This window comes from Mesorhizobium sp. WSM4837 (assembly GCF_055811435.1).
The window spans coordinates 34,649-58,841 of the sequence record NZ_JBVVQE010000042.1 but is presented as its reverse complement, the minus strand read 5'-3'; the positions used below and the strand labels follow the sequence as shown (position 1 = coordinate 58,841).

Below are 24,193 nucleotides of genomic sequence, written 5' to 3'. Positions count from 1 at the left end.
TCTGGCTTTGAGCACATAAAAACGGCATCTAATTTGTGTTTGCACACGCCCCCCCCCCCCCGCATTGCCAACCGAATTGCGAAGGGCAATTCGGGGCAATCCGACCTCTCCCCGAGGGGAGAGGAGGTCGCCGACCTTGGCGTCAGCCTCTTCTCCCCAGCGGGGAGAAGGTGGCCGCGAAGCGGCCGGATGAGGGGGTGCTGCGCCGGAGATTGGCGAGCGGCTGCAAGCCAGCCGATCTCCCCCCTTGAGGGGGAGATGGCCGGCAGGCCAGAGGGGGGCGTGAAGGAACGCAAGCCTGATTCCAGATGCCGAAACTACTGCGCCGCCTTGATCTCGCTGACGATCTTCGAATAGTCGCGCTGGGCGTCGCCGACGTCGCGCAACTGCTCGAACTTGACCAGTTCGGCCACAGGCATGTTCATATTTGGGAATTTGGCGAGGAAATCCGCCGGCAGGCTTTCCATAGCCGGCTTGTTCGGCACCTTGTAATCGATGTTCTGAGCCGCCCAGGCGTGGTTCTTGGCGTCCAGCATGAAGTTGATGAACTGGAAGGCGGCGTCCTTGTTGGCCGATGCCTTCATCACCACCATCGTATCGACCCACAGGTCCGAGCCTTCCTTGGGTATGGTGTATTTAATCTGCGGATTCTCGGCGATGCCATAGTTGCACCAGCCATCCCATGCCTGCACCATCAGCGCCTCGCCCGAAACCAGCTTCGAATAGAAGGTGGTGTCGTCATAGGCGAGCAAGGTCTTCTTGGCCGAGATCAGCAGGTCCTTGACCTCGGCGAGCTTGGCCGGATCGGTTTCGTTGACCGAATAGCCCTTGGCGAGCTGCCCGGCGGCAAGCAGCCAGCGGTCGGTCGCCAGCATCGTGGTCTTGCCCTTGAGCGCCTCGGACGGGGCGAGAAGATCGTTCCAGCTGGCCGGCTCGGTCTTCACCAGATCCGAGCGGTAGCAGAGGCCGGTGGTGCCCCAGGTGTAAGGCACGGAAAAATTGTTGCCGACATCGTGCGGCAGCTTGGCCGCCTCAGGATAGAGATTGGCGAGATTGGGGATCTTGGCGTGGTCGATCGTCTCGATCAGGCCGAGATTGTTCAGCACTTCTGCGAACGGCGAGGAAACGAAGACCACGTCATAGCCCTTGCCGCCCGAAGCAACGAGCTTGCCCATGATCTCCTCATTGGTGGCGTGAACGACGACCTCGCCGGAAACGCCGGTCGCTGCTTTGAAGGCGGCCATGACGTCCGGCGCCATGTAGCCGTCCCAGTTGGAAATGACGAGGTCGGCGGCGGCCGCCGGCGCCGACAGCGCCATAGCGAGGCCAAGCGCGATCGCGGAAGTTTTTAACGAACGGTGCCGCAGGGTGGTGGCGGTCATGACAGACTCCCATTCTGGTTGATCGTCGAATTCAATCAATCGTCGGACCAGCTTGCGACCATGCCGCCGCTTCGATCCTGTTCCCCGGTCTTTTTATTGCCGATTGAACCCACAGTACTATTGCAGAAAAAAGTACGTCAATCCATAATTTGGAAAATCGCCGCGAAATCCAGCCGATCGCGCCCGCAAGGGCAATTGGTAAAATCGCAGCGGTCGAGCCCGTTCACGAGAAACGCCATGCAAGCCGTTGCCAGACGCCCGCGCACCAATCATCTTGATCTCGCGCAGCGCATTCTCGATGTAGCCCGGCAGCGCGGTTTCGAGGCCGGCGCCCATCTCCCGGAACAGCAGATCGCCTCGCTCTGCAACGTCTCGCGGACCCCGGTGCGGGCCGCGCTGCGCCTGCTCACCGAAAAAGGCGTCGTGCGATGGGAAGCCGAATCCGGCTATCGGCTGGCCGTTGACCTCACCAAGCAGGCGACGCTTGCCACTGACCTGCCAAGCGCCGAGGAGGACGAACTCGCGGAGATGATCCTGCGCGATCGGTCGGCGCGTCGGTTGGATCAGACGGTGACCATCGGCGCGTTGATGCGGCGCTACAGTGCCGAACGAAGGACAGTACTAAAAGCGCTAAAGAAACTGACAGACGAAAATCTTCTGGATCGCGCACCGGGACAGTCCTGGCTGTTCAGGCGAGCGCCAGACGATCCGGAGGCACAAGGGGAAAGCTATGAGTTCCGCCTGATGCTGGAACCCGCCGCCATTCTGGCGCCTGGCTTTCGGCTGGACGGGACCCGCGCGGCAGCGTTGCGCCAGGGCATGGAGGCGCTGCTGGCGCTGCCCGACGCCACATTCGTTATCAGAGAGTTCCAGCGGCTGGACATCGACTTTCACGGCCTAATCGCCGACGGCTCCAGCAACCGGTTCGTCGCCGACGCGCTGTCGGACCATCTCAGGCTGCGCCGGCTGCCGGGGACCTATGCCGGCGTCAACGTCTTCCGGCTGAAGCAATCGCTGCGCGAGCACCTGACCATACTCGACCAACTGGAAAGCCGGCAGTATGAGGTTGCAGCCGATCTGCTTCGCGTCCATCTGCGATTGTCCCGCAGCCAGCGACCGCAGGCGGCCAGTCGCGGCGCCCCCGCGTTGTTCGGCATGATCAGCCGGCCGGATTGACGAGGACCACGAGAACAGTGACGCGCAAAACCAGCCCGACTATCGCGTTGTTTCCCGAAGCGAGCTTCGGTGCCGCGCTCAATTGCGTCGGCATCGCGCAGGCCTTGCGCGCAAGGGGTGCGCGGCCGGTGTTCATCTGTCACGCCGGCTTTTCCGGCGTGTTCGCCGACTACGGGTTTCAGGAATACCAGTTGCCGACCGACGATCCGCTGACCGACAGCGAACGCCAGAGCTATTGGCAGGCCTTCGTGCGCCGGCATCTGCCGCATTTCAGGCTGAGCCCGATCGACCAGCTCGAAACCTACGTCGCCCCGACCTGGCAAGCGATCGTCGATACCGCGGTCAATGCCGAGGCGCCGCTGCGCAAATTGCTGACCCGGTTGAAGCCGGACGCCGTGGTGCTCGACAACGTCGTCATGTTTCCAGCACTTGCTGCCGCCGGTTGCCCATGGGTGCGCGTCGTCTCCTGCGCCGAGACCGAACTGCCCGACGCCGATGTACCGCCCTATCTGTCCGGTCTCGCCGCCGACGACCCCGGTCGCGCGGCCTTCGAGGCGCGCTACCTGGCAGCCGTCGCTCCGGCACATGACCGGTTCAACCGGCTTCGGACCGACGCCGGCCTTGCGCCCTTGCCGGAGGGGCTTTTTCTCGAAGCTTCGCCCGATCTCAATCTGCTGCTGACCCCAACCATCGTGCGCAGGCAGCGCGCCGAGCCGCTCGACCCGGCCCGCTTCGTCTATCTCGAAGGCTGCGTCCGTTCGGAAGGGCCGTTCGACGTGCCGGTCTTTCCACGCAATGACGGGCCGCTGGTCTATCTCAGCTTCGGCAGCCTGGGCGCGATGGATGTCGGGCTGATCGAGCGCATGCTCGCCGTGTTCGACCGGCTTCCGGCCCGCTTCATCGTCAATGTCGGCGGTCTGCGCGACAGCTATCGCGCGGTTCCGGACAATGTCTATCTCGACGCCTGGTTTCCGCAACCGTCGGTTGTCGCCAAGTCCGATCTCTTCATCCATCACGGCGGCAACAACAGCTTTTGCGAAGCGCTGCGTTTCGGCGTGCCGTCGCTGATCATGCCCTATTGCTGGGACGGGCACGACAATGCGCAACGCGCCGAGGAAACCGGCGTCGGCCGCTACCTCAGCCGCGATGGCTGGAGCGACGACGAACTGGAACAGGCTATCCTTGGCCTAATGGCCGACGGCGAGATGCGCTTTCGCCTCAAGGAGAATGCGGCCACCATGGCGCGGGCGCCGGGAACTGACGCCGCCGCCGAAGCCATTCTCGCCCTCGCAAGGACGTGACCTGATGCTCAACACCACGACAACGGATGCACCGCAAATGACCCCGACGGACGATCCGAAGCGATGGCTGGAGCAGCAGGGGATCAGGGAAGTCGAGTGCCTGGTGCCGGACGTGAACGGCGTCTTGCGCGGCAAGGCGTTGCCAACGGCCAAGTTCCTGAAGTCGCTCGAAGACCGCGCGCTCTACCTGCCGAGCAGCGCCTTCCTGGTCTGCATAGACGGCCGCTATTCCGGTTCCAACGACGAGGGCTTCGCCTATCAGGATCCCGACATGCGGATGGTGCCGGATGTCGCGACGCTCTGCCTTGCGCCCGGCGCTGGAGCTGAAAAGGCCTATGTCTTCGCCGATGCGTTTCACATGGACGACCGGCCGTGGATGGCCTCGCCACGTCATGTGTTGAGGGCCGTGCTCGATCTCTATCACCAGCGCGGCTGGCGGGCAGTGGTGGCGCCGGAGCTCGAATTCTACCTGACCGCGCCCAATCCCGATCCCGATCGGCCGTTGATCGCGCCGGTCGGGCGCAATGGCCGCTCCGAAACCGTGCAGCACCCCTATGACATGGCGGCGCTGGAGGAATTCGAGCCGGTGATCCAGCGGCTCTACGACCATGCCGCAAAGGCCGGGCTGCCGCTCGATACGCTGATCCACGAGTCAGGCACGGCGCAGTTGGAGATCAATTTCCTGCATGGCGACGCGCTGCCGCTGGCCGACAAGGTGCTGCTGTTCAAGCGGATGACGCGCCGGGCCGCGCAGGATAATGGCATGCATGCGACCTTCATGGCCAAGCCGATCGCCGCACAGGCCGGCAGCTCCATGCATCTCCACATGTCGGTCATCGACGAGGCCGGGAATACGCTGTTCGCCGGGCGTGACGATGCCGACACCGAGATGTTCGGGCATTTCATCGGCGGCCTGCAGAAATACATTCCGGAGGTGATGCCGCTGTTTGCGCCGAACGTGAATTCGTTCCGCCGCATCCGGCCGAACCACAGCGCGCCCGCCAACATCGAGTGGTCGCATGACAATCGCTCCTGCGGCCTGCGCGTGCCGGCCGGCGGGCGGGCCGCACGGCGGGTGGAAAACCGGCTGCCCGGCGCCGATGCCAACCCCTATCTGGCGATGGCCGGCTCGCTGCTCTGCGGCTATCTCGGCGTCGAGGAAAAGCTCTCGCGTTCGCCCGAGGCATCGGGCAACGCCTATCGCAGCAAGAGCACGCTGCCGAAAACCATGGAGGAGGCGCTCGACCGTTTCGCCGCCTGCAGTCCGGTTCGGGACTTGCTCGGCGAGGATTTCGTCCAGACCTATTTGCGCGTCAAAAGCGTCGAGCTCGACCTGTTCCAGAGCGTCGTCACCAGCTGGGAACGCGACCACCTGCTGCTCAAGGTCTGATGATGGGCTTCAATTCCGGCCTGGACATCGGCAGATCCTACTATGTCGCGACCGCCAATCCAGCCCCTGATCATCCGGCGGCGCTGCAGGCCGACGTCGACGCCGATCTGGTGGTGGTCGGCGGCGGCTGCACCGGCTTGTCCGCAGCCCTTCATGCCGCCGAGCGCGGGCTGAAGGTGGTGCTCCTCGAAGGCGGCAAGATCGGCTGGGGGGCGTCGGGGCGCAATGGCGGCCAGATCATTCCAGGCCTGCGCAAGGGCGCCAAGGGCCTGGCCAAGCTTTATGGGCCCGAACGGGCGCGGGCGCTTTTTGATCTCGCCCTCGAGGCGCGCGGGCTGGTGCTCGACCTGATCGAGCGCCATGCCTTCGATTGCGACCTCCGGCTCACCGGCCATCTGGCCGGTGCGATAAACGGCTCCGACCTGCGCGATCTCGAGGAAGAGGCCGAGTGCCTTGCCACAGTAATGAACTTTCATGAGGTCGAGATGCTGTCGGCGGCGCGGGCGCGTGAAATGGTGAACACGCCCTATCACGGCGCCATGTACGAGAAGCTCGGCGGCCATATGCATCCTCTGAACTACACGCTGGGTCTTGCTCGCGCCGCGGCAGCGGCAGGCGTTACCATCCACGAGAATTCGGTGGCGCTGCGGCTGGAGCGGGAACCTTCCATCCGGGTTTCCACGGCCAAGGGCTCGGTCCGGGCCCGGCATGTCGTGCTGGCCGGCGACGCGCTGCTTCAGGGGCTCGAACCGCGCGTCAACAGCCGCATCATGCCGGTCGGCAACTACATCATCGCGACCGAGCCGCTGGACGACACCAGCGACCTCATCCCAAGCAATGCCGCCGTTTCCGACACACGCTTCGTCGTCAACTACTACCGGCTGTCGGCGGACGGCCGCCTGCTGTTCGGCGGTGGCGAGCGCTACACGCCGTCGCCGCCCGCCGACATTGCCGGCTTCGTGCGGCCGCATATGGAAAAGACCTTTCCGCAATTGCGCGGCCGCCGCATCGAGCATGCCTGGGGCGGGCTGGTCTCGGTGACGACATCGCGCCTGCCGGATGTCGGCCACTATGGCGAAGTCTATTTTGCGCATGGCTATTCCGGCAAGGGCGTGATCCTGTCGACGCTGTCGGGAAAGCTGCTTGCCGAGGCGATCACCGGCGATGCGTCGCGGCTCGATCTGTTCTCGACGCTGAAGCCAATGTCATTTCCCGGCGGTACCGCCCTGCGCGGCCCGCTCTATGTGCTCGGCATGCTCTGGTACGCCATGCGCGATCGCATCAAGCATTGAGCAAGCAGTCCACTGCCGCCGTGGTCTTGCGAGGAGGGCAGCCGGCTGCAGCTTCCCGACAAATTTGACCATGTGGACAAAGGTCGGATGCCGTTCCATAGTTCCCTCGCCTGATATCCAAAGAAACAGCCGGCTCGACACGGCGCCAATCAGAGGGGCATGCAATGGAAAACGGGAAGAGCAAAATCCAATCGAAACGCGAAGGGCTTTCGCGACGCGATTTGCTGGAACTCGGCGCGCTCGGCCTGGCGGCAACCATGCTGCCGGGCCAGGTCTTGGCGCAGGACAAGAAGCTGAAGGTGGCGGCGATCTTCGCCACGCCGACCGAGGAGCCATGGGTCCACCAGATCCATGTCGCCCTGCAGAGGGCCGAGAAGGAACTCGGCATCGAATACAAATGGTCGGAGAAGGTGCAGACGGCCGATTTCAGCCGTGTGATGCGCGAATATGCGCAAGGCGGCTATGAGCTGGTGCTGGGCGATGCGTTCGCTGCCGAACGCGAATCCCGCCGCACCGCCAAGCAGTTTCCGAAAGTCGCCTTCCTGTTCGGCTCCGGCGCCGGGCCGGCCGAGCCGAATTTCGCTGTCTTCGACAATTGGATCCACGAGCCCGCCTATCTCTCCGGCCTGATCGCCGGAAAGATGTCGAAATCAGGCACGATCGGCGCCGTTGCGGCGATGGGCATTCCGGAAGTGAACCGGCTGGTCAATGCCTTCTTTGCCGGCGCCCGCGAGGTCAATCCTGACATCAAGAGGAAGGTCGCATTCATCGGCTCTTTCTTCGACCCGCCAAAGGCCAAGGAAGCGGCTATCGCCCAGATCGACGCCGGCGTCGACGTGATCTATGCCGAACGTTTCGGCGTCATCGAAGCGGCAGTCGAGAGGAAGATCCTCGCCATCTCCAACATGTCCGACCAGTCCAACCTCGGCCCGGACACGGTGATCACCGGCCCGGTCTGGGACATGTATCCGACAGTCGAGCATGCGATCAAACTGGTCAAGGCCGGCGTCTTCACCGCGCAGGACTATGGCGATTTCTCGCGCATGGCCAAGGGCGGCTCCTTTCTGGCGCCCTACCACAAATTCGACAAGACGCTGCCCGCCGACGTCAAGGAGCTGGTCGAGAAGAAGAAGGCCGAAATCCTCGACGGCAATTTCCGTGTCGTCGTCGACGAGAACACGCCGGTTTCGGATTGAGCGGCGCAGCCCTCCCCCTTGAGGGGAGGGTGCCGAGCGAAGCGAGGCGGGTGGGGTGATCTCAGCTGCCTCGAGCTTTAGACCGATAAGGATGGAGCGCGTCACAGCGGACCCCACCCGGCCCTTCGGGCCACCCTCCCCTCGAGGGGGAGGGATATCAGCGCCATCTCCCACCAGGAGCACCCTCGCCTTTGCCCGCCCCTCTCATCGAAATGCGCGGCATCTCCAAGAGCTTCGGCGCCGTCATGGCGAACGAGGCCGTCGATCTTAGCGTCGCACCCGGCGAAATTCTCGGGCTGCTGGGTGAAAACGGCGCCGGCAAGACGACGCTGATGAACGTGCTGTTCGGCGCCTATGCCCCCGACGCCGGCGAGATCCTGGTTCAGGGCCGGCCGGTGACGATCAACAACTCGGCCGATGCGCTCGCCGCCGGCATCGGCATGGTGCACCAGCATTTTCATCTGGCGCCGCGGCTTTCGGTGCTGGAAAACCTGCTGATAGGCATTCCCGGCAAATCGGGCCGGATCGACCGCGCCGGCGGGCTGGCGCGACTGGCGGAGATCGGCCGCCAGCATGGCCTCACGCTCGATCCGGACCTTCCCGTCTCGGCGCTGTCGATCGGCGAGCAGCAGCGGCTCGAAATCGTCAAGGCGCTGTTTCGCGGTGCAAGGCTGCTGATCCTCGACGAGCCGACGGCGGTGCTGGCGCCGACAGAGGTCGACGGGCTGTTTTCGGCGCTGCGGTCGATGGCTGCCCAGGGTCTCGGCATCATCTTCATCTCGCACAAGCTCAACGAGGTCAGGGCGTTGACCCATCGCTGCGTCGTGCTGCGGCATGGCCGCGTGGCCGGGCGCGTCGACGCACCTGCCAGCACGACATCCTCGGAGATGGCGCGGCTGATGTGCGGCCACGAGATCGTTCCGCCGGCCAGGGGACCGTCGACACCGGGTGCCGCGGTGCTGACCCTGGACGGCATCTCGACGTCGCGCCATTCCGGCATGGCGCTGCGCGATGTCTCGCTTTTGGTGCGCGCCGGCGAGATCCTCGGCATTGCCGGTGTCTCGGGCAACGGCCAGCGGGCGCTTGCCGAGGTGATCTCCGGCGTTCGCGCGCCCGATGCCGGCCGGATGACGATAGCCGGCAAAGCTGTCTCGCGGTTCTCGCCGCGCGAGGTGCAGGCGCTCGGTCTCGGGCGCATCCCGGAAGACCGGATGACGACGGGACTGGTCACCAACCTGCCGCTTGCCGATTCGATGGTGCTGCCGCGCATCGGCACCGGGGCGTTCAGCCGCAACGGTCTCCTCAGGCCCGATGCGATCCGCGCCTTCGCCGAAGAACAGATCAAGGCCTATGACATACGCTGCCCCGGGCCGATGACGCGGGCCGGAGCGCTGTCCGGCGGCAATCTGCAAAAGGCGCTGCTGGCGCGTGAGCTCGCCTTCGACCCCAAGGTGCTGATCGTGTCGCAGCCGACGCGCGGCCTCGACATTGGTGCGGCGCGCTTCATCCACGAAAAGTTCCTCGACATGCGTGCCAGGGGCTGCGGCATCGTCGTCATCGGCGAAGACCTCGAAGAGCTGCTGATGCTCTGCGACCGCATCGCGGTGATGTATGAGGGGCGCATTGCCGGCACGTTGGACAGCGCCGACGCCACGATCGCGCGGCTCGGACTGATGATGACCGGAGCGGAGGGCCATAGTTGATGTTCCGCCTCGAAGCCCGCACCTCAACGCCCGCCTGGTTCAACCTGGCTCTGCCGTTGCTGGCCATCGGCGCGACATTGGTGCTGTGCAGCGGCCTCATTGCGCTGGCCGGTGCCGGGGTGATCGAGGCCTATGGCGTGATGTTCTCGGCGTCGCTGGGCGACAGCTACGCGATCACCGAAACGCTCGTGCGCGCAACACCGATGATCTTCACCGGGCTTGCCGTGGCGGTCGCCTTCCGCGCCAAATTCTGGAATATCGGCGCCGAGGGGCAGTTGCTTGCCGGTGCGGTGGCGAGCTGTGCCGTCGGCGCCATTCCGATGCCGGGGCCGCTTGCCATGCTGATGATGGCGCTCGCCGGCGCCGCCGCCGGTGCTGGGGTCGCCCTGATCCCGGCAACGCTGCGGGTGAAATTCAAAGTCGATGATGTCGTTAGTTCACTGCTGCTCAACTCGGTCATCTTCTACGCGTTGATGGCGCTGATCGAAGGCCCGTGGAAAGACAGTTTCAGCGGCTACCCGATCTCGCCGCCGATCGAGGATTCAGCCAATTTCCCGGTGCTGCTCGAAGGCACGCGGCTGCACCTCGGCGTCGTGGCGGCTTTCGTGGCCGCGCCGGTCATCTGGTTCCTGATCATGCGCACGACGCTCGGCTTCAGGATCAGGGTCATCGGCGAAAATCCCGAGGCCGCGCGCTATGGCGGCGTCCATGTCGAACGGGTGCTGATCTCGACGGCGCTGCTGTCCGGGGCGCTCGCCGGGCTTGCCGGCGTCAGCGAGGTCGGCGGCGTGCATTTCCAAGTGATGAGCGACATCTCGCCGGGCTATGGCTATTCCGGCATCGTCGTCGCCATGCTGGCGAGGCTCAATCCACTTGGCGTGATGCCGGCGGCGCTGTTCCTCGCCGCCGTGATGACCGGCGCCGAGGCGATGTCGCGGGCCACCGGCGTTCCGGCCTTCCTCAGCGACGTTATCCAGGGCACCGCGCTGCTCGCCATGCTGGTGGCGCTGCTGTTCACGGCCTATCGCATCCGCCGCGTCGGCGCCGCACGATGAGCGTCGTGCTCGAACAGATTTTTCAAGTCGGCTTCCTCGCCGCGATCATCCGCATCGCCACGCCTTTGGCTTTCGCGACGCTGGGCGAGATGTTCTCGGAGCGGGCCGGCGTGCTCAATCTCGGCATCGAAGGCATCATGCTGTTGTCGGCGATGACCGGCTTCACCGCGACCAGCCTCAGCGGCAGCCTGTGGCTCGGCGTGCTTGCGGCGGTGCTGACCGGTGCGCTGATGGGTGCCGTGCATGCGCTGTTCACGGTGGCTCTCGGCCTCAGCCAGCATGTCTGCGGCATCGGCGTGACGCTGTTCTCGTCGGGCCTCGCCTATTTCCTTTACCGGCTGATCTTCGGCCAGCAATCGGTGCCGCCCAGCATCAAGAGTTTCGAAACGCTGCCGATCCCTGTTCTCTCCGACATCCCGGTGCTCGGACCAGCCGTGTTCAACCAGTTTTCGCTGGTCTACATGGCGATGGCAGCTGTTCCCCTTGCCGCCTTCGTGCTCTATCGGACTCCGTGGGGCCTGTCGGTGCGCATGGTCGGCGAAAATCCGCGCGCCGCCGATTCGGCCGGCGTCGGCGTCATCGCCACTCGCTTCCAGGCGGTGATCCTTGGCGGTGCCCTGATGGGGCTGGCCGGGGCTTTCCTGTCGATGGTGCAGTTCAACGCCTTCACCTTCGGCCTCGTCTCCGGGCGTGGCTGGGTGGCGATCGCGCTCGTCGTCTTCGGCCGCTGGGATCCCTGGCGTTCGGCAGGGGCCGCCCTGCTGTTCGCCTTCGTCGATGCCCTGCAACTGCGCATGCAGGCGAGCGGGCTCGGCCATATCCCCTATGAGGCGTTCCTGATGCTGCCCTTCATCTTCACCATCGTCGCCATGGCGGTGATGTCACGCAACGCCGTCGCGCCTTCGGCGCTCCTCAAGCCGTTCCGCCGCGAAGAACGCTGACAGGGCGGGGAAGGGAATTCTCAGCCACCGCTTAGCGCCCGCATCACATTCGGCAGCGCCGGCAGCGTCAGCAAAACCGTGCCGGCAAGCCAGATCGACGCGACGACGATGCTCCTGGGGCGCGCCGACCAGCGCTCATAGAGAGCGGCCGGCACGCCGGCGAGCATGATGGTCATCGTCGACAGGATCAGCGCACTTGCCATGTAGACGATCTGGCTCAGGGGAGGCGCCCAGCCCGGATACCAGATCGGATAGAACAGGAACACCATCAGCACCCACGGCGAAAAGATGCCGTTGACGATGGCGACCGCCATGACCGGGACAAGACCGTTTCTGTCCATTGCCTCAACCCCCCTGCGAAGCCATCGGCGCAATGCCGAAATTGATCAGAAAGACGAGGTAGAACACGCGCAAGGCCATAAGCCAGAGCACGCTGAAGACGATCACCACCGGCTGGGTCAGGATCGACGGGGTAATGCTCCGCACGGCCCGCAGGAACGGGTCCGTGACACTCTTGAAGAAGCGCCAGATGTAGTTGTCCCAGCTTTCGGGCACGAAGAGGCCGAGCAGGAGACGCCCCATCAGAGTGTACATCACCGCGGCAAGGATGAAATTCGGGATGTGGAAATACCAATAGGACCAGAAATCGTTCATGGGGGAGTTTCCAAGCAGCGGCGGCGCCGCGTTATGCCAGCGACGCCTCCAAAATGAAAGCGGGGTCCGTCACCGGACCCCGCCTTGAGCGCCGATCGCTATGCGCGATCAGGCAGTCTTTTCTTCCATCATCTGCTTGCCACGCGGCACACGCAGTTCCTCGATGAACTCCTGCATTGCCAAAGATGGTTCCCTGGTCAGCCTGGAGACAACGATCATGACCAGGAAGCCGACAGGCAGGCCGAACGCGGCTGCCGACAGGTTCTTGACGCCCCACCAGTTGGCGATGGTCTGGGCATGCTTGTCGAGTGCCGCCCATGCAGCGGCCTGAGCGTCCGGAGCAGCAGAAGCCCAAGCCGCCTTCAGCTCCGCATATTTTGCAACGGCGTCAGCCGGTGCCGCGGACAGGCCACTCCACGTCTCGTAAAATCCTACTGCGCCGTAGCGGGTGCCGAGCAAATAATAGAGGCAGATGCCAAAACCGGCGATCATGCCTGCGACAGCGCCGGCAGAGTTTGTGCGCTTCCACCAAACGCCGAGCACCAGCGCAGGGAACAGACCCGCGGCGGCAAGCGAGAATGCCCAAGACACCATGGCGAGGATGTCGCCCGGCTTGGTCGACGCCACGTAGGCGGCGGCGATGGCCACGAGCACGAGCAAAATACGCGACACCACCAGACGGCGGGCGGTCGGAGCATTCTGGTCGATCATCTTGTAGTAAATGTCGTGGCTGAGCGCGTTGGCGATGGCCAGCAGCAGGCCATCCGCAGTCGACAGCGCGGCGGCAAGTCCGCCGGCGGCGACGAGGCCCGAGATGACGTAGGGCATGCCGGCCATTTCCGGCGTGGCCAGCACGATCATGTCGGCGTTGAGGTTGATGTCGGCAAACGAAAGCGCTGTCACGCCCTTTTCGGCGCAGGCCGCTGCAATTGCTGCCGCGTCAGTGGCAGCCTTGCCGCAGATCTGTACGAGCGTGCCGTCCGCTGCCGCCCAGCGCATCATCCATCCGGCTTTCTCACCGATGTTCTCGGGCGTCAGGCCCGACGCCACCAGGTCGAGCATCGTCAACTTGGCGAACGCCGCATAGGCGGGCGCGGTGAAATAGAGGATGAAGATGAACAGCAGCGACCAGGCGACCGAGACGCGCGCTTCACGCACCGACGGGGTGGTGAAGTATCGCATCAGGATGTGCGGCAGGGATGCCGTTCCGACCATCAGGCAGAAAATAAGCAGGAAGTAGTTGAGCGCGTTGTAGCCGCCATGCACGAACGGCGTGATGTGATGCACCGCGATGCCCTGCGCCGTTTCAAGCGCGGTGATGCTTGCGAGTGCCTGTCCCTGCATCAATTGCGGGATCGGCACGCCGGTTTTCACGGTGGACATCCAGATGGCTGGGATCAGGTAGGCGATGATGAGCACGATGTACTGTGCGACCTGCGTCCAGGTGACGGCGCGCATGCCGCCCAGCATCGAGCAGACCAGGATGCCGGCGAGGCCGACATAGACTGCTACGTTGAAGTCGAGGCCGAGGAATCGTGCCGAGATGATGCCGGTCGCGTAGATCTGCGCCACCACATAGGTAAATGAGCAGGAGAACAGCACGACCACGCCGATAAAGCGTGCCAGATTGCCGCCATAGCGCGCCGACAGGAAGTCTGGAACAGTATAGGCGCCGAATTTGCGCAGATAGGGCGCAACAAGGATGGCCACGAGCACGTAGCCACCGGTCCAGCCCAGCACGAAGGCGAGGCCGTCATAGCCGAGCAGATAGAGCGTGCCGGCCATGCCGACGAAGGATGCGCCTGACATCCAGTCAGCGCCGGTCGCCATGCCATTGTAGATCGCCGGGACCCTGCGCCCCGCCACGTAGTACTCGCCGACCTGCATGGTGCGGCTGAGAATGCCGATCACGGCATAGATTGTGATCGTGAACGCCACGAACAGATAGCCGATGATTCTGTTGGGGACGCCCATCGCGCTGATGATCGCCATCAGGATGATGAAAGCTATGAAGCCGCCGGTGTAGATGCCGTAGATGCGGCCGAGATTGGAGGTGAAGTCGCGTCCGCCTGCCGTAGTCGCTGTCGTGTTAGCCATTGAAGTTCCCCCGATCATTCTTCATGGACTCCATGCTCTTCGTCGATTGCGTTCTGGCGCCGTGCGAACCAGAACAGCATGACGACGAAGGCGATGAGCGAACCCTGAGCGGCCATGTAGAAGCCGAGCGGAAAGCCAAATATGACGATGGTGTTGAGCTGCTCCACGAACATGTGGATGACGTAACCGAAGAATACCCACAGACCCAGCATGGTAAACATGAGGCCCCTGGTCTTGTTCCAATAACTTACGCGGTCTGGCGTCGCCATAGCTTGAACCCTCCCTTGATTGGCAGCTTGCGAACCGTCTCGACCGCAAGGCGCCGTTTAAAGCTTGCCTCTTCCGCTGACGCGGAAGCCCTCCGGCATAGGTCGCGGCCAGGTATAGAATCAGCCGACCGTAACTTTGTATGAGTATCACTTCTTGTCGCGCCTGTTCATACGACTTTAGAATCGGTGAGAGGACTGGAGAATCGGTGGGAGGACTTGAATCGGTAAGAGGGCTGGCCGTGCGGCGTCGCGAGGGCTAAACGGTCAATATCGGTTGGAAACAAGACCGAAGGAGAGCGCCATGGGCCTGCTGAACAATTTGTTGCCCGAGTTCCTGCGCAAGCCGCAGCCGATCGTCAGCGTCGGCGAACTGGCTGACTTCATGGATTCTCGCGCCGCCTTCCTGGCCCAGAAAAGCATCGTCGAGTTCTGCCGCGTCAGGGCAGGAGTCTACTGGCAGAAGCTGTTCAGCGAGAAGGAGTTCCAGGCGGCGCTGAACCATTCACGCTGGCGCGCCTACCCTGCGTGTTACGCCATGATGGCGGAAATGGTGGAGGGTGCGCTGCGCGAACCCGCCGGCTTGCGCCAGCGGGGCCTGCCGGCGGCGCTGGAAAAAGTCGCCCTGGCAAGCTTCTCCAAATATGCCGTTCCGGCGGGCTCGCCCCCCACTTTCTGGGAGGACGCCGCCGAGCTCACCCGCCAGCGCCTCGCCGCCACCCAGATCGGCCCGCCGCGGCCGGTGCGCGAGATCCCCGAGCCGCTGGCGCGAACGGTTTTCGAGATGGTACCGATCCACCCCAATCTGCTGACCAACGATTACGACTATATCTTCAACTTCCTGAGAATGAATCTGCTGCGCGCGCATGAGGATTTCCTGGTGAAGGCCGACCGCAGCGCCCTCGTCGACCAACTGCTTGGCGCCGCGCGCAGCTGAGTTTGTTTACTGTCCGAGCGTCGCCGGCGATGCGAACAGCAGGTCCCGCACCAGGTCGGGTGCCGACTGAAGGCGCTTGATGAGGCTCTTGAGCTGTGCCTGCTGCTCGCGCGCCAGCGCATTGATCTCGACGCGGTTGGATACCGGTATACCGGCGTAGATGTCATGCGTCTGCTGAGCGAGCAGCAAGCCGACCAGCATGGCGTGGCCGGCCAGCATCGCCTTCATGTCGGGCTCGCCGCCAATATCCAGGGCGATCAGTTGCTCGAGCCGGGCACGGGTGCTCCGCTCGCGGATGCCTTGGCGAATTGCAAGCGTGCGTGCGGTCGCGACGATTGGAAAAAGGCCATGCTTCTTGATGTCCAGCCGGCCATTTTCAAGCTGAAAGCCGCCAAAGACAGTGAAGGGACTGCCGGTCGTCATCTGCTCGCCGAGCAGCTTCGCGAACACCGGCTCGGCGTGGGCACGGTCATAGGCATATTCGATGAACTGCGCGGCCAGTGCGGTGTCGCCATGCACCGGTCGCAGGTCGTAGACGATATCGACGTTGAGCAGGTCCTCAGGCCGCAGGCGGCGAACCCAATCCTCGACGCGCCGCTTCCAGGTGGAGAGGCTACCGCGGAATGCGGCATTCGAGGCCATTACCCCGCCTTTGCAATACGGCACGCCTGAGATGTCGAGCATGTCGGCGAGCCTGGCGCCGAGATTCTTGAACCAGCGATCTTCGGGCCCATCCGGCTCGCCATCTGCAAAGACGATTGCGTTGTCCTGGTCGGGGGCCATCAGGCTTTCGCCACGGCCGCCCGAGCCGAGCACAAGCACGGCGTAGGCGCAGGGCGGCGGGCCGTGACCTTCTATCTGCATCTGCTGTTCGGCAAGCACCGCGGCGCGGCGGGTAAGCGAGCAAAGTTCGTCGCTGATGATTTCCGCCACCACGCGCGGGTCGATTGCTTCGCCGATGAGCGATCGTACCACGCCCGGCAGCATCGACCAGCTGGCCGCCAGTTCGGCGGCATCCCTGGCATGTTCGATCGTGTCGTCGAGATCGATGGCAGCGGCGGCGCGAAGCCTCAGCAGGTCGCGCGCCGAAAGCACGCCGACCAGCATGCCGCCTTCGTCGCGGACGGCGAGGTGGCGGACCTTCAGCCGATCCATGCGGCCGATCGCCCGATAAGCGAAGGCGGCGGCGCGGATGCTTATCAGCGGTCGCGTCGCGATTTTTCCGACCGGCATGTCAAAAGCCCGCTCGGCGTCGGACGATATGCGGCGCAGCAGGTCACGCTCGGTAACGATGCCATACGCCTCAATCGCTTGATCCGGCGTTCCACGCTCGGACACGAGGACCGAGCTGATCTTGCGCTTGACCATGAGGTCGATGACCTGCCTTGTCGGTTTGGTCGACTTCACCACGACTGGCGGGCTGCTCATGAGGCTGCCGACGCGATGGCGATAGGCATAGGGATCAACCGGCTGAAACGCCGGAGCCTGGGGTCGCGACACCGGCTCGGCCCAGCCGGCGCGATGGCCGGCTTCGAGAGCGTCCGAAAGGGCAAGGCAGGCAACCTCGGCCTCTCCAAGTGTTCGGATGTTGCGTTTGCGCAACTCCGGAATCAACGCGGCAAAGATGTCTCCGGCCGCAATCGCATCGCCCAGAGCCGAATGCCGGCCGGTTATCTCCAGGCGAAGCCATCCGGCGATCGTTTCCAGCGAATGGTCTGCCAGATTGGGATTTGCTATGGTTGCAAGAAGCCGGACGCACAGCGCCCGAGGCTTTTTCCAGGGCAATCGGGCGCGTCGGCATTCGCGTTCCAATACCGCCAGGTCGAAGCCGATCGAATGGCCGACGAGGATGCGGTCGCCGACGAACTCCTGGAATTGTGCCCATGCATCCGGGAAGCTGCCGGCTCCGTCAACATCGGTATCGGTGATGCCATGGACGAGCGAAGCCTCGGACGGGATTGCTTCACCGGGATCGATGAGGAGATCGAGCTGAGTTTCCCGGACGACCTTGCCATGCGCGATGCCGATCGCGCCAATCTGGACCACGCGCGCCCTGGTGGCGTCGGGCCCGGTTGTTTCGGTGTCGACGGCGGCAGCCGCAATTGCTATCAGCGGTGTCGCGCCGCTCGGCGGCTTCAATTCCGTCTCCTTCGGCATAGCCGATAGCCTTCCTCTGCCGGATGTCTTGCCCAGACAATGCCTGTCCGAGGCAGCGCCTGTCGGTGCGGAAAGGTTCGATCCGGCTTGCCATGCAACATAGAGGGCGCCGGCCGGCCGCGTCGATGGCCGTATTTCAGGCTGTTGCGTTCGCAAAGTTGCGCTGGGGAGTCGCGCGCCTGCACGCCCATGCTGAATTCCCAGAGGTATACCCGTCCTGGCGGCACATTCGCCTTAAAGTGATTTGATACGGTCGCAGCGCTCGCACATTGTCGGCGAGCTTGCTGCCGAGGGCGCCGATGGATGAGATCAGGCGGGTTGCTGTGGGGTGCATCGGGCGCGCCGTCATGTTCGGCTCGCTTGCCATTGGCTGTGTCATGGTCGGATTCTCCTTCAACCCGGTGTCTGCATTTCGCTCCGGCGCGTTCCTCACGCTGACCATGGTTCTGGCGCTGATGTGGAAAGCCACGACCGCAGCCTTCAAAAATCCCAAGCACACCGAAGTCTGGCTCTACCTCGATGAGAAATCGCGCCCAGCCGATGCCTCGGCACGACGGGTGTTCGGCACCATCATGGGCGACGTTTATAGACTCTACGCCCGGATCGCGCTCGGCGTCGCGGTCGGGTTCTTCCTTGTGTCGCTCGTGCTGATGCTGTTCGGCCTGGAAGCTTACAGGCCGCCCGCCAACTAGGCGGCCGCTCCGCCCATCCCTGCCCGCCCGCACGACCGGGCGTTTTGCCATCGAGCCGATCGGCCTCGGAAAGTGCCGCGCTAAGCAGCAAACAAACCAAATTGTGCTCAGGTTGGAGAAAAACATTCTAAGGATCGCTGGAAAATAGCACTCGACAAAGTCTACTGATTTAATAGATTAACTGCCGAGACGGAGGTCGATATGTCCTATTTCCAGAACACCCACACTGCCCGCAAAGGCCAAAGTCTCGGTTCCGAGCAGACTTGGCGGCCGGCCTATGCGGGCGCCTTTGCCTATCTCGTCTTTGCCCTTGCGTTCGTGTTCACCGGGGCGGTCGTTCTGGGTTTTGTTCCCTGACTTTGGAGCCCGCGAGTCATCGGGCCTGACTAAAGGGATAGCTGTCTGCCGTTTCGCGATATCGGAGTTGAATGAACCGAGTCCCGGTGCGCTTTCGCGCGCTTGACCCCAACGTGATGGAGGAGATGGCAATGCCGTTCGAGTTCACGCATGTTCCCGGTAAAACTCACCCGGCCGACCCAACCGCGCCGTTTTTCTACGATTTCGCGGAAACCGCGACAAAGCTGTCGCTGATCGAGGACATCGGTTTCCAGAAAATCGTCGTCGACGATCCGGCCGGGCTGCTGACCAATATGGATATTGCCGCCCGGGCGCTGGACCGCACTTCTTCGCTCGAGATCGTTCTCACGCATTGGGCTGGTGTGATCGACCCGACGGTGGCGGCACGGCAATTGGCGGCCCTCGACGCGAAAAGCGGCGGTCGGCTGTCGCTCAGGATGCTCAGCGAGCCGCTGAACGACGACGATGCCGAAACACGCCCGGTCGGTCATACGGTTGTCTGGCAGCGCATCGATGAATATCTGGTGCTGCTGAAACGGTTGTGGTCGAACGACAGGCCGTTCGACCATGAAGGCGCCTTCTACAGCGTCAGCGGCGGCTATGTGCCGCGCAAGGGGCCGCGTAGCGCCGGGGTGAGCATCCGCATGGGCGGACGGTCCGGAACGGCGCTCAGAGTCGCCGGGCGGCATGCCGATGTCTTCGAGCTGACGCCGGGTTCGCTCGACGAGATCCGGCAACTGATGGAGCGGGTTCGCAATGCCGCCGCCGAACACGGTCGGGCCGGCAAGCTGCGTTTCGCGCTCCCCGTCCGGATCCGTTCGGAGGGCAACGCTTCCTGCCAGAAGGCGGTCGAATTTGTCGGGCCGCCGACACAAGTCGCGCTTTCCCTGCTTCCTTATGCTGCCCTGGGAATCGAGGAGTTCATGATCGTCGGTGTCGACAGGCCGGGCGGCATCGCGGCGGCGGGCCGCGAGGTGATCGCGCTGCTGCGCAATTCGCTGACGCGCCGCGAGGCCGATGTCCCTCAGCCCGGCGCGTTTGCGCCTCGCGTGATCCGCGAAGCACGCGCCGGCTGAGCGCGTGCTATGCGCTTTGTGGTCGCCAACCCGAAGCGCGTGGCCATTGCCGGCCTTTCCACATCAGCACCATGAAGTAAGGCCCGCCAACCAGGGCAGCAAGCAAACCCGCCGGAATCTGCCACGGGAAAATCAGCATCCGGCCGGTCCAGTCGGCCGAGACAAGCATCATCCCGCCAAGCATCGCGGAAGCGAAAAGCTGCGGCAACGCGCGTTGAAGACCGAGCATGCGGGCCAGGTGCGGCGCCATCAATCCGACGAAGCTCAGCGGCCCGATGACCAGCGTGGCTATTGTCGTCGGCACCGAGATAAGCACCAGGAGGACGACCCGCACGCGAAACAGGCCAAGCCCGAGCCCGCGCGAGGCGGCTTCTCCAAGCGGCAGGATTTCCAGCCAGCGGCTGGTGAGGGGCACGATGGCGAGCAGAGCAGTCGCCGTCACGGCAGCGATTGAGGCATCGGCGGCGGTGGCTCGGTAGGTGGAGCCGGACAGCCAGCCGATCAGCGTATCGAGCCGAGGATCGCCGCTGGCGAGCATCACCGCCGAGAATGCCGACGCCATCGTCGCCACGGCGACCCCGGAAAGCAGCAACCGATCAGGCGCGAGGGGCTGCCGGCGGGCGGTCGGCGAAACCATCGCCAGGCTGACCAGCGCCCCGACGAGACCGGCCGCGATCATCGCCGGACGGTTGACATCAGAAGTCGCGACGAAGAGCAGCAGTATGCCTAGCGAGGCGCCGCCTGAGATACCCAGCACCTCGGGCGCCGCCATCGGATTGCCGGTCATCCGCTGCATCAGCGTGCCGACCACGCCAAGCATCATGCCAGCGCAAACCGCGACGACGATGCGAGGCGCTCTGAGCGGCAGCAGGTCGGCAAGTTCGGCGGCCGAGGCCACGTGCCAGCCGGTCGCGCCTCGCCCGATGACAAGCGCGGCGCAGAGAAGAAGCGCCATCGCGACGAGCCCGAGCAGCAGACAGGGCCACCCGCTGCGCCTGCGCACGGAAGCCAGCATGGTGCCGTCCCGATCCGGGCTGGTGCGCAATTTCGGCAGGAGAAGAAACAGCAGCGGCGCACCGAGGAAAGCAGTCGCCACGCCTGCCGGGATTTCGGAGGTAAACGGCAGGACCTGCACCAGCCGGTCGGTCAGCCACAACAGCATGGCGCCCGCAAGCGGCGCCCAGATCATGCGCTGGCGCAGGGTCCGTGCGCCGGCGAGCCTGACCAGCGCCGGCGCCGCAAGCGCCACGAAGCTGATGACGCCGACGGCTGCGACCACCATGCTGCTCAGAGCGACGGCGACGGTCATCCCGGCCAGCCGTGTCATCGCGGGATTCGTTCCGAGGCTTTCGGCTCCCTCGTCGCTCAGGTCGAGAAGCCGCAGCGGCCGGAGCAGAAGGAAGGCGGCAATGCCGGCCATCGCCAGCCATGGCGCGAACCCGAGCACTACGGCATCGCCGTTCTGGATCAGCGAACCGCTCTGCCAGAGGAAGAGTTCCTCGGAATATTCGCGGTTGGCCGCCATCAGCAGGGCGCTCGCCGAACTGCATGTGAGGCTGACCACCAGGCCGGAAATGATGATCGCGACCGGCGAGAAACTCCGGCCCCGGGCCAGAGCCAAAACCGCCAGCGTCGACAGGGCGCCGCCGGCGAGCGCCATCCATTCGCGACCTTGCTCCAGCAGCCACGGCGCGTAGAGCGTGGCGATCGTCAGGGCGACGGTGGCGCCTGCATTGGTGCCGATGGTCGTCGGCTCGGCGAGCGGATTGCGCAGCAGCTGCTGGAGCAGCGCGCCGGTCAGGCCGAGCGCCGCGCCGGCCAGCAGGCTGATCGCCAGGCGCGGCAGGAAGGCATGCCGGTAAAGCAGCTGCCGCGGATCGGAAAAGTCGGTCGCCACGAGCGACTGCCACCACATGTCGGCGGGCAACAGGCGCAAAAGCCCGGCAGCGGTGAGATAGGCGGCGAGCACCGCCGGCAGGCCGACGAGGGCGACGAGCATCCCTGCCTTGAAACGAGCACGATGGCTGGCCGTGGACTGCATGATGGTCATGCCCGGGCCAAAACCGTCGCAAAACGGGCAGCGGCGGCCAGCCCGCCGAACGGCCATACCGGCGGGATTGTCCTGACGTTGCCGGCCTTGACACAGGGAAGGTTCGCCCAGAGGCTGCTCTGGTCGATCCTGATCTTCACATGCGGCGGGATCGGATCGAGGGAAATCACGCGGGCCTCGCCGATCGCAACCAGCTCTTCGATGCCCAGCATGGAAAGCCCCAGCTATCGGTCGGCGCCGTCCAGGCGTTGGTGAGGCTCAACCTGTCGAGCACGTCCTGGAACAGACTGCCCTTGCCGTAGACACGGACGTGACGGTCGTCGAACATGCTGATCACCGCGAGCGGCTGTTTTGCCCGTTGTGAAAAACGTGCCCTGATCTGGGCGATGGCCGCCGCCGTCGCCTGGATGAGGCGCTGAGCTTCAGCCTCGCGGCCGAGTTTTGAGCCAAGTTTCAGCGTCTCATTCTCGGCCTGGCGATAAGGCGCTGCGGTGCCATCGTAGAAGGGCACCGTATGCAGCGGCGCGATCCGCCTGAACGGAGATTCGTCCAGCCCATAGCCATAGGCACCGGTGATAAGGTCGGGCTTGAGTTCGAGGAGCAGTTCGAGATTGGGCTCGCCGCGCGAGCCGAGATCGAGGCAGCCGGCAGGAAGAGCCGGTCCCGCGACCCAGTCGCGGTAACCTTTTGAGTCGGCGACCGCCACCGGGCCGATCCCGAGCGAGATGACCATCTCGGCCGAGGTCCATTCGAGGCAGGCGATGCGCGGCGGCGGAGCGGCATGCGCCGGGCCGCCGCGCAGGCCTAGGCTCGTCGCGGCCAGGCCGGCCAGGCACCGGCGCCGCGTCAGTGGCGCCAATTGGGTCCGGGCCTGCACGCGCGGGTCACCATGTGTACTTCACCGAGCCGTTGATCCGGCGACCCTCGCCATAAAAGCAGCCGAAGCTTTCCGCGTAGCAGGAGGCGACATAGCGCTTGTCGAACAGATTGCTGACATTGAGGTTCAGCTCGGCGTTCCTCCATTCGTAGTGGAGTGCGGCATCGACAAGCGTGACTGCCGGCACTTTGAAAGTGTTGGCGTCGTCGCCGAAGGTCGAGCCGACATAGCGGATGCCGGCGCCGAGCCCGAAGCCTTCCAATTTGCCGCTGCCGACGGTGTAATTCGCCCACAGCGAGGCCGCATGCTCCGGCACGCCGAATGGGGTGTTGCCCTCATCGCTGATTGTCTCGCCACTATCGTCATCGACGGTGATCGAGGTGGCCTTGGTGATCTCGGTGTCGAGATATGTATAGGCCGCCCGGAAATCGAAGCCTGAATCGAGGCTCGCAACAGCTTCCAGCTCGATGCCGCGCGACCTGATCTCGCCGGTCTGGAAGATGTCGTTGGGCGCGCCAACACCGCCATAGCGTACGACATTCTGCCGGGCCAGGTCGAACGCCGAAACGGTGACGAAGGCGTTCCAGCCGACCGGCTGGTATTTCAGCCCGACCTCGTACTGCTTGCCGGTTTCGGGCACGAGCGGATTGCCGTTGCTGTCGGGGCCGGACACCGGCTGGAACGATTCGGAATAGCTGACATAAGGGGCAAGGCCATTGTCGGCGAGATAAAGCAGACCGGCGCGGCTGGTGAAGGCGTCGTCCTTCTGGCGGGGACCGAAAGCGCCGGCCAGATTGTCGTGGACTTTCGCGTCGGCCCAGTCCTGGCGGCCGCCCAGCGTCAGTCGCCAGTTGCCCGGCTTGATCTGGTCCTGTGCGTAGAGGCCGACCTGCGATTGGGTGGTGTCGGTGTCGGTATAGAGCGTCATTTCGCCGACCGGGTAGCCATAGGCCGGGTCGAATATGTTGAAATCATCGTCGGTCATATCGTTGCTGGCGGCATAGTCGCGGTAGGTGTAGCGCTTGTAGTCGAGGCCGAGAAGCAGCGTGTGGGCGAGCGGCCCAGTGTCGAAATCGGCCTGCGCCTGGTTGTCGATGGTCACGCCGCTGAGCCTGCTGCCGCCGGCATCGGCATAGCGGGAATAATCGCCCTCATCATTTCAGAAGCCCGCCGCCGAAGACGCCTTCCTCATAGTCTTCAGATAGACGTAGCGGACATGCTGGCGAACCTGCCACGTCTCGTTGAGGCGGTGATCCAACTCGTAACCGATCGACGCCTGGTCGTTGTCGTAGGTGTCGAAGCCCGGTTCGCCGACGAACATGCTGTTCGGCAGGTATTTTCCGTCCCTGCCCGGCCTGATCGTGCCGTATGCCGGCAGATACTGCATCGCCCAGCCGGACCGGTCGCGCTGATAGTTGGCGAGGATGGTCAGGCTGGTATCGGCATCGGGCTGCCAGGTCAGCGCCGGCGCGATGAAGATGCGGTCGTCCTCGACGAAGTCTGTCTGCGTATCGCCGGTGTGGGCGGCGCCGGTGAGGCGGAACAGCAGCGACTTGTCGGCGTTGACAGCCCCGCTGAAGTCGAACTTTCCTTC

At 64.0% G+C, this 24,193-nt stretch carries 23 protein-coding genes; 12 read left to right on the top strand and 11 right to left on the bottom strand.

The window, feature by feature from the left end; genetic code table 11:
- Positions 1–317: 317 nt before the first annotated feature.
- On the bottom strand, positions 318–1,382 hold the full coding sequence (locus AC0L3D_RS22940) for a polyamine ABC transporter substrate-binding protein (protein WP_128168655.1): 1,065 nt from the start codon (positions 1,380–1,382) through the stop codon (positions 318–320).
- Positions 1,383–1,619: 237 nt separating this feature from the next.
- Between AC0L3D_RS22940 and AC0L3D_RS22935 the strand changes: the two genes are divergently transcribed.
- From AC0L3D_RS22935 to AC0L3D_RS22900, 8 genes are all read left to right on the top strand, one after another.
- On the top strand, positions 1,620–2,558 hold the full coding sequence (locus AC0L3D_RS22935; protein ID WP_473524058.1) for a GntR family transcriptional regulator: 939 nt from the start codon (positions 1,620–1,622) through the stop codon (positions 2,556–2,558).
- A 17-nt stretch (positions 2,559–2,575) separates the two neighbouring features.
- Entirely contained in the window at positions 2,576–3,859 is a 1,284-nt protein-coding gene (locus AC0L3D_RS22930; RefSeq protein WP_128173658.1) for a glycosyltransferase, read from the top strand.
- 37 nt (positions 3,860–3,896) lie between these two features.
- Positions 3,897–5,249: a glutamine synthetase family protein gene (locus AC0L3D_RS22925; protein WP_473629137.1), complete on the top strand. Its 1,353-nt coding sequence runs from the start codon at positions 3,897–3,899 to the stop codon at positions 5,247–5,249.
- Positions 5,249–6,541, top strand: coding sequence for an NAD(P)/FAD-dependent oxidoreductase (locus tag AC0L3D_RS22920; RefSeq protein WP_473629138.1), 1,293 nt, complete (start codon positions 5,249–5,251; stop codon positions 6,539–6,541). The genes AC0L3D_RS22925 and AC0L3D_RS22920 overlap by 1 nt, the downstream gene beginning before the upstream one ends.
- A 164-nt stretch (positions 6,542–6,705) precedes the next feature.
- Complete coding sequence (locus AC0L3D_RS22915) at positions 6,706–7,737, top strand: BMP family protein (RefSeq protein WP_473645894.1); 1,032 nt, start codon at positions 6,706–6,708, stop codon at positions 7,735–7,737.
- Between the two features lie 191 nt (positions 7,738–7,928).
- A complete protein-coding gene (locus tag AC0L3D_RS22910) occupies positions 7,929–9,440 on the top strand; it encodes an ABC transporter ATP-binding protein (RefSeq protein ID WP_473629139.1) in 1,512 nt (503 codons plus the stop codon).
- A complete protein-coding gene (locus AC0L3D_RS22905; protein ID WP_473476073.1) occupies positions 9,440–10,495 on the top strand; it encodes an ABC transporter permease in 1,056 nt (351 codons plus the stop codon). The genes AC0L3D_RS22910 and AC0L3D_RS22905 overlap by 1 nt, the downstream gene beginning before the upstream one ends.
- The gene (locus AC0L3D_RS22900) at positions 10,492–11,436 is read left to right on the top strand and encodes an ABC transporter permease (protein WP_023800524.1); all 945 of its coding nucleotides are present in this window, start codon (positions 10,492–10,494) and stop codon (positions 11,434–11,436) included. The genes AC0L3D_RS22905 and AC0L3D_RS22900 overlap by 4 nt, the downstream gene beginning before the upstream one ends.
- Positions 11,437–11,456: 20 nt before the next feature.
- Here AC0L3D_RS22900 and AC0L3D_RS22895 read toward each other — a convergent pair whose 3' ends face one another.
- From AC0L3D_RS22895 to AC0L3D_RS22880, 4 genes are all read right to left on the bottom strand, one after another.
- The gene (locus AC0L3D_RS22895) at positions 11,457–11,777 is read right to left on the bottom strand and encodes a hypothetical protein (protein WP_091592307.1); all 321 of its coding nucleotides are present in this window, start codon (positions 11,775–11,777) and stop codon (positions 11,457–11,459) included.
- A gap of 4 nt (positions 11,778–11,781) precedes the next feature.
- Complete coding sequence (locus AC0L3D_RS22890) at positions 11,782–12,090, bottom strand: YggT family protein (RefSeq protein WP_128173652.1); 309 nt, start codon at positions 12,088–12,090, stop codon at positions 11,782–11,784.
- A 108-nt stretch (positions 12,091–12,198) separates the two neighbouring features.
- Entirely contained in the window at positions 12,199–14,187 is a 1,989-nt protein-coding gene (locus AC0L3D_RS22885) for a sodium:solute symporter family protein (protein ID WP_473476076.1), read from the bottom strand.
- A 14-nt stretch (positions 14,188–14,201) separates the two neighbouring features.
- On the bottom strand, positions 14,202–14,456 hold the full coding sequence (locus AC0L3D_RS22880; RefSeq protein WP_473476078.1) for a DUF4212 domain-containing protein: 255 nt from the start codon (positions 14,454–14,456) through the stop codon (positions 14,202–14,204).
- A gap of 301 nt (positions 14,457–14,757) precedes the next feature.
- Here AC0L3D_RS22880 and AC0L3D_RS22875 point away from each other — a divergent pair, with 301 nt between their 5' ends.
- Positions 14,758–15,390, top strand: a complete 633-nt coding sequence (locus AC0L3D_RS22875) for a hypothetical protein (protein WP_473629142.1) — start codon at positions 14,758–14,760, stop codon at positions 15,388–15,390.
- A 6-nt stretch (positions 15,391–15,396) separates the two neighbouring features.
- Here AC0L3D_RS22875 and AC0L3D_RS22870 read toward each other — a convergent pair whose 3' ends face one another.
- Complete coding sequence (locus AC0L3D_RS22870) at positions 15,397–17,547, bottom strand: DUF294 nucleotidyltransferase-like domain-containing protein (protein ID WP_473476082.1); 2,151 nt, start codon at positions 17,545–17,547, stop codon at positions 15,397–15,399.
- Positions 17,548–17,846: 299 nt separating this feature from the next.
- Between AC0L3D_RS22870 and AC0L3D_RS22865 the strand changes: the two genes are divergently transcribed.
- The 3 genes from AC0L3D_RS22865 (at position 17,847) to AC0L3D_RS22855 (ending at position 19,672) form a co-directional block, all read left to right on the top strand.
- Positions 17,847–18,239, top strand: coding sequence for a hypothetical protein (locus tag AC0L3D_RS22865; RefSeq protein ID WP_023800517.1), 393 nt, complete (start codon positions 17,847–17,849; stop codon positions 18,237–18,239).
- 201 nt (positions 18,240–18,440) lie between these two features.
- A complete protein-coding gene (locus tag AC0L3D_RS22860; RefSeq protein ID WP_023800516.1) occupies positions 18,441–18,596 on the top strand; it encodes a hypothetical protein in 156 nt (51 codons plus the stop codon).
- A gap of 131 nt (positions 18,597–18,727) precedes the next feature.
- Positions 18,728–19,672 (top strand): LLM class flavin-dependent oxidoreductase, encoded by a 945-nt coding sequence (locus tag AC0L3D_RS22855; RefSeq protein WP_023800515.1) that lies wholly within the window; start codon positions 18,728–18,730, stop codon positions 19,670–19,672.
- Positions 19,673–19,679: 7 nt separating this feature from the next.
- On the opposite strand, the gene fhuB is transcribed toward AC0L3D_RS22855, so the two are convergent.
- Genes fhuB through AC0L3D_RS22830 form a run of 5 tightly spaced genes read right to left on the bottom strand, consistent with a single transcriptional unit; the run spans position 19,680 to position 23,986 of the window.
- Complete coding sequence (fhuB, locus tag AC0L3D_RS22850; protein WP_473645892.1) at positions 19,680–21,722, bottom strand: Fe(3+)-hydroxamate ABC transporter permease FhuB; 2,043 nt, start codon at positions 21,720–21,722, stop codon at positions 19,680–19,682.
- Positions 21,719–21,934: a hypothetical protein gene (locus AC0L3D_RS22845; RefSeq protein ID WP_473645890.1), complete on the bottom strand. Its 216-nt coding sequence runs from the start codon at positions 21,932–21,934 to the stop codon at positions 21,719–21,721. Before AC0L3D_RS22845 ends, fhuB begins: the two co-directional genes overlap by 4 nt.
- Positions 21,889–22,599 carry an ABC transporter substrate-binding protein gene (locus tag AC0L3D_RS22840; protein ID WP_473645888.1) on the bottom strand — a complete coding sequence of 237 codons (711 nt, stop codon included), beginning with the start codon at positions 22,597–22,599 and terminating at the stop codon, positions 21,889–21,891. Before AC0L3D_RS22840 ends, AC0L3D_RS22845 begins: the two co-directional genes overlap by 46 nt.
- Before the next feature lie 7 nt (positions 22,600–22,606).
- On the bottom strand, positions 22,607–23,701 hold the full coding sequence (locus tag AC0L3D_RS22835; protein WP_473645886.1) for a TonB-dependent siderophore receptor: 1,095 nt from the start codon (positions 23,699–23,701) through the stop codon (positions 22,607–22,609).
- Between the two features lie 57 nt (positions 23,702–23,758).
- On the bottom strand, positions 23,759–23,986 hold the full coding sequence (locus AC0L3D_RS22830; RefSeq protein ID WP_473629145.1) for a hypothetical protein: 228 nt from the start codon (positions 23,984–23,986) through the stop codon (positions 23,759–23,761).
- Positions 23,987–24,193: the final 207 nt, after the last annotated feature.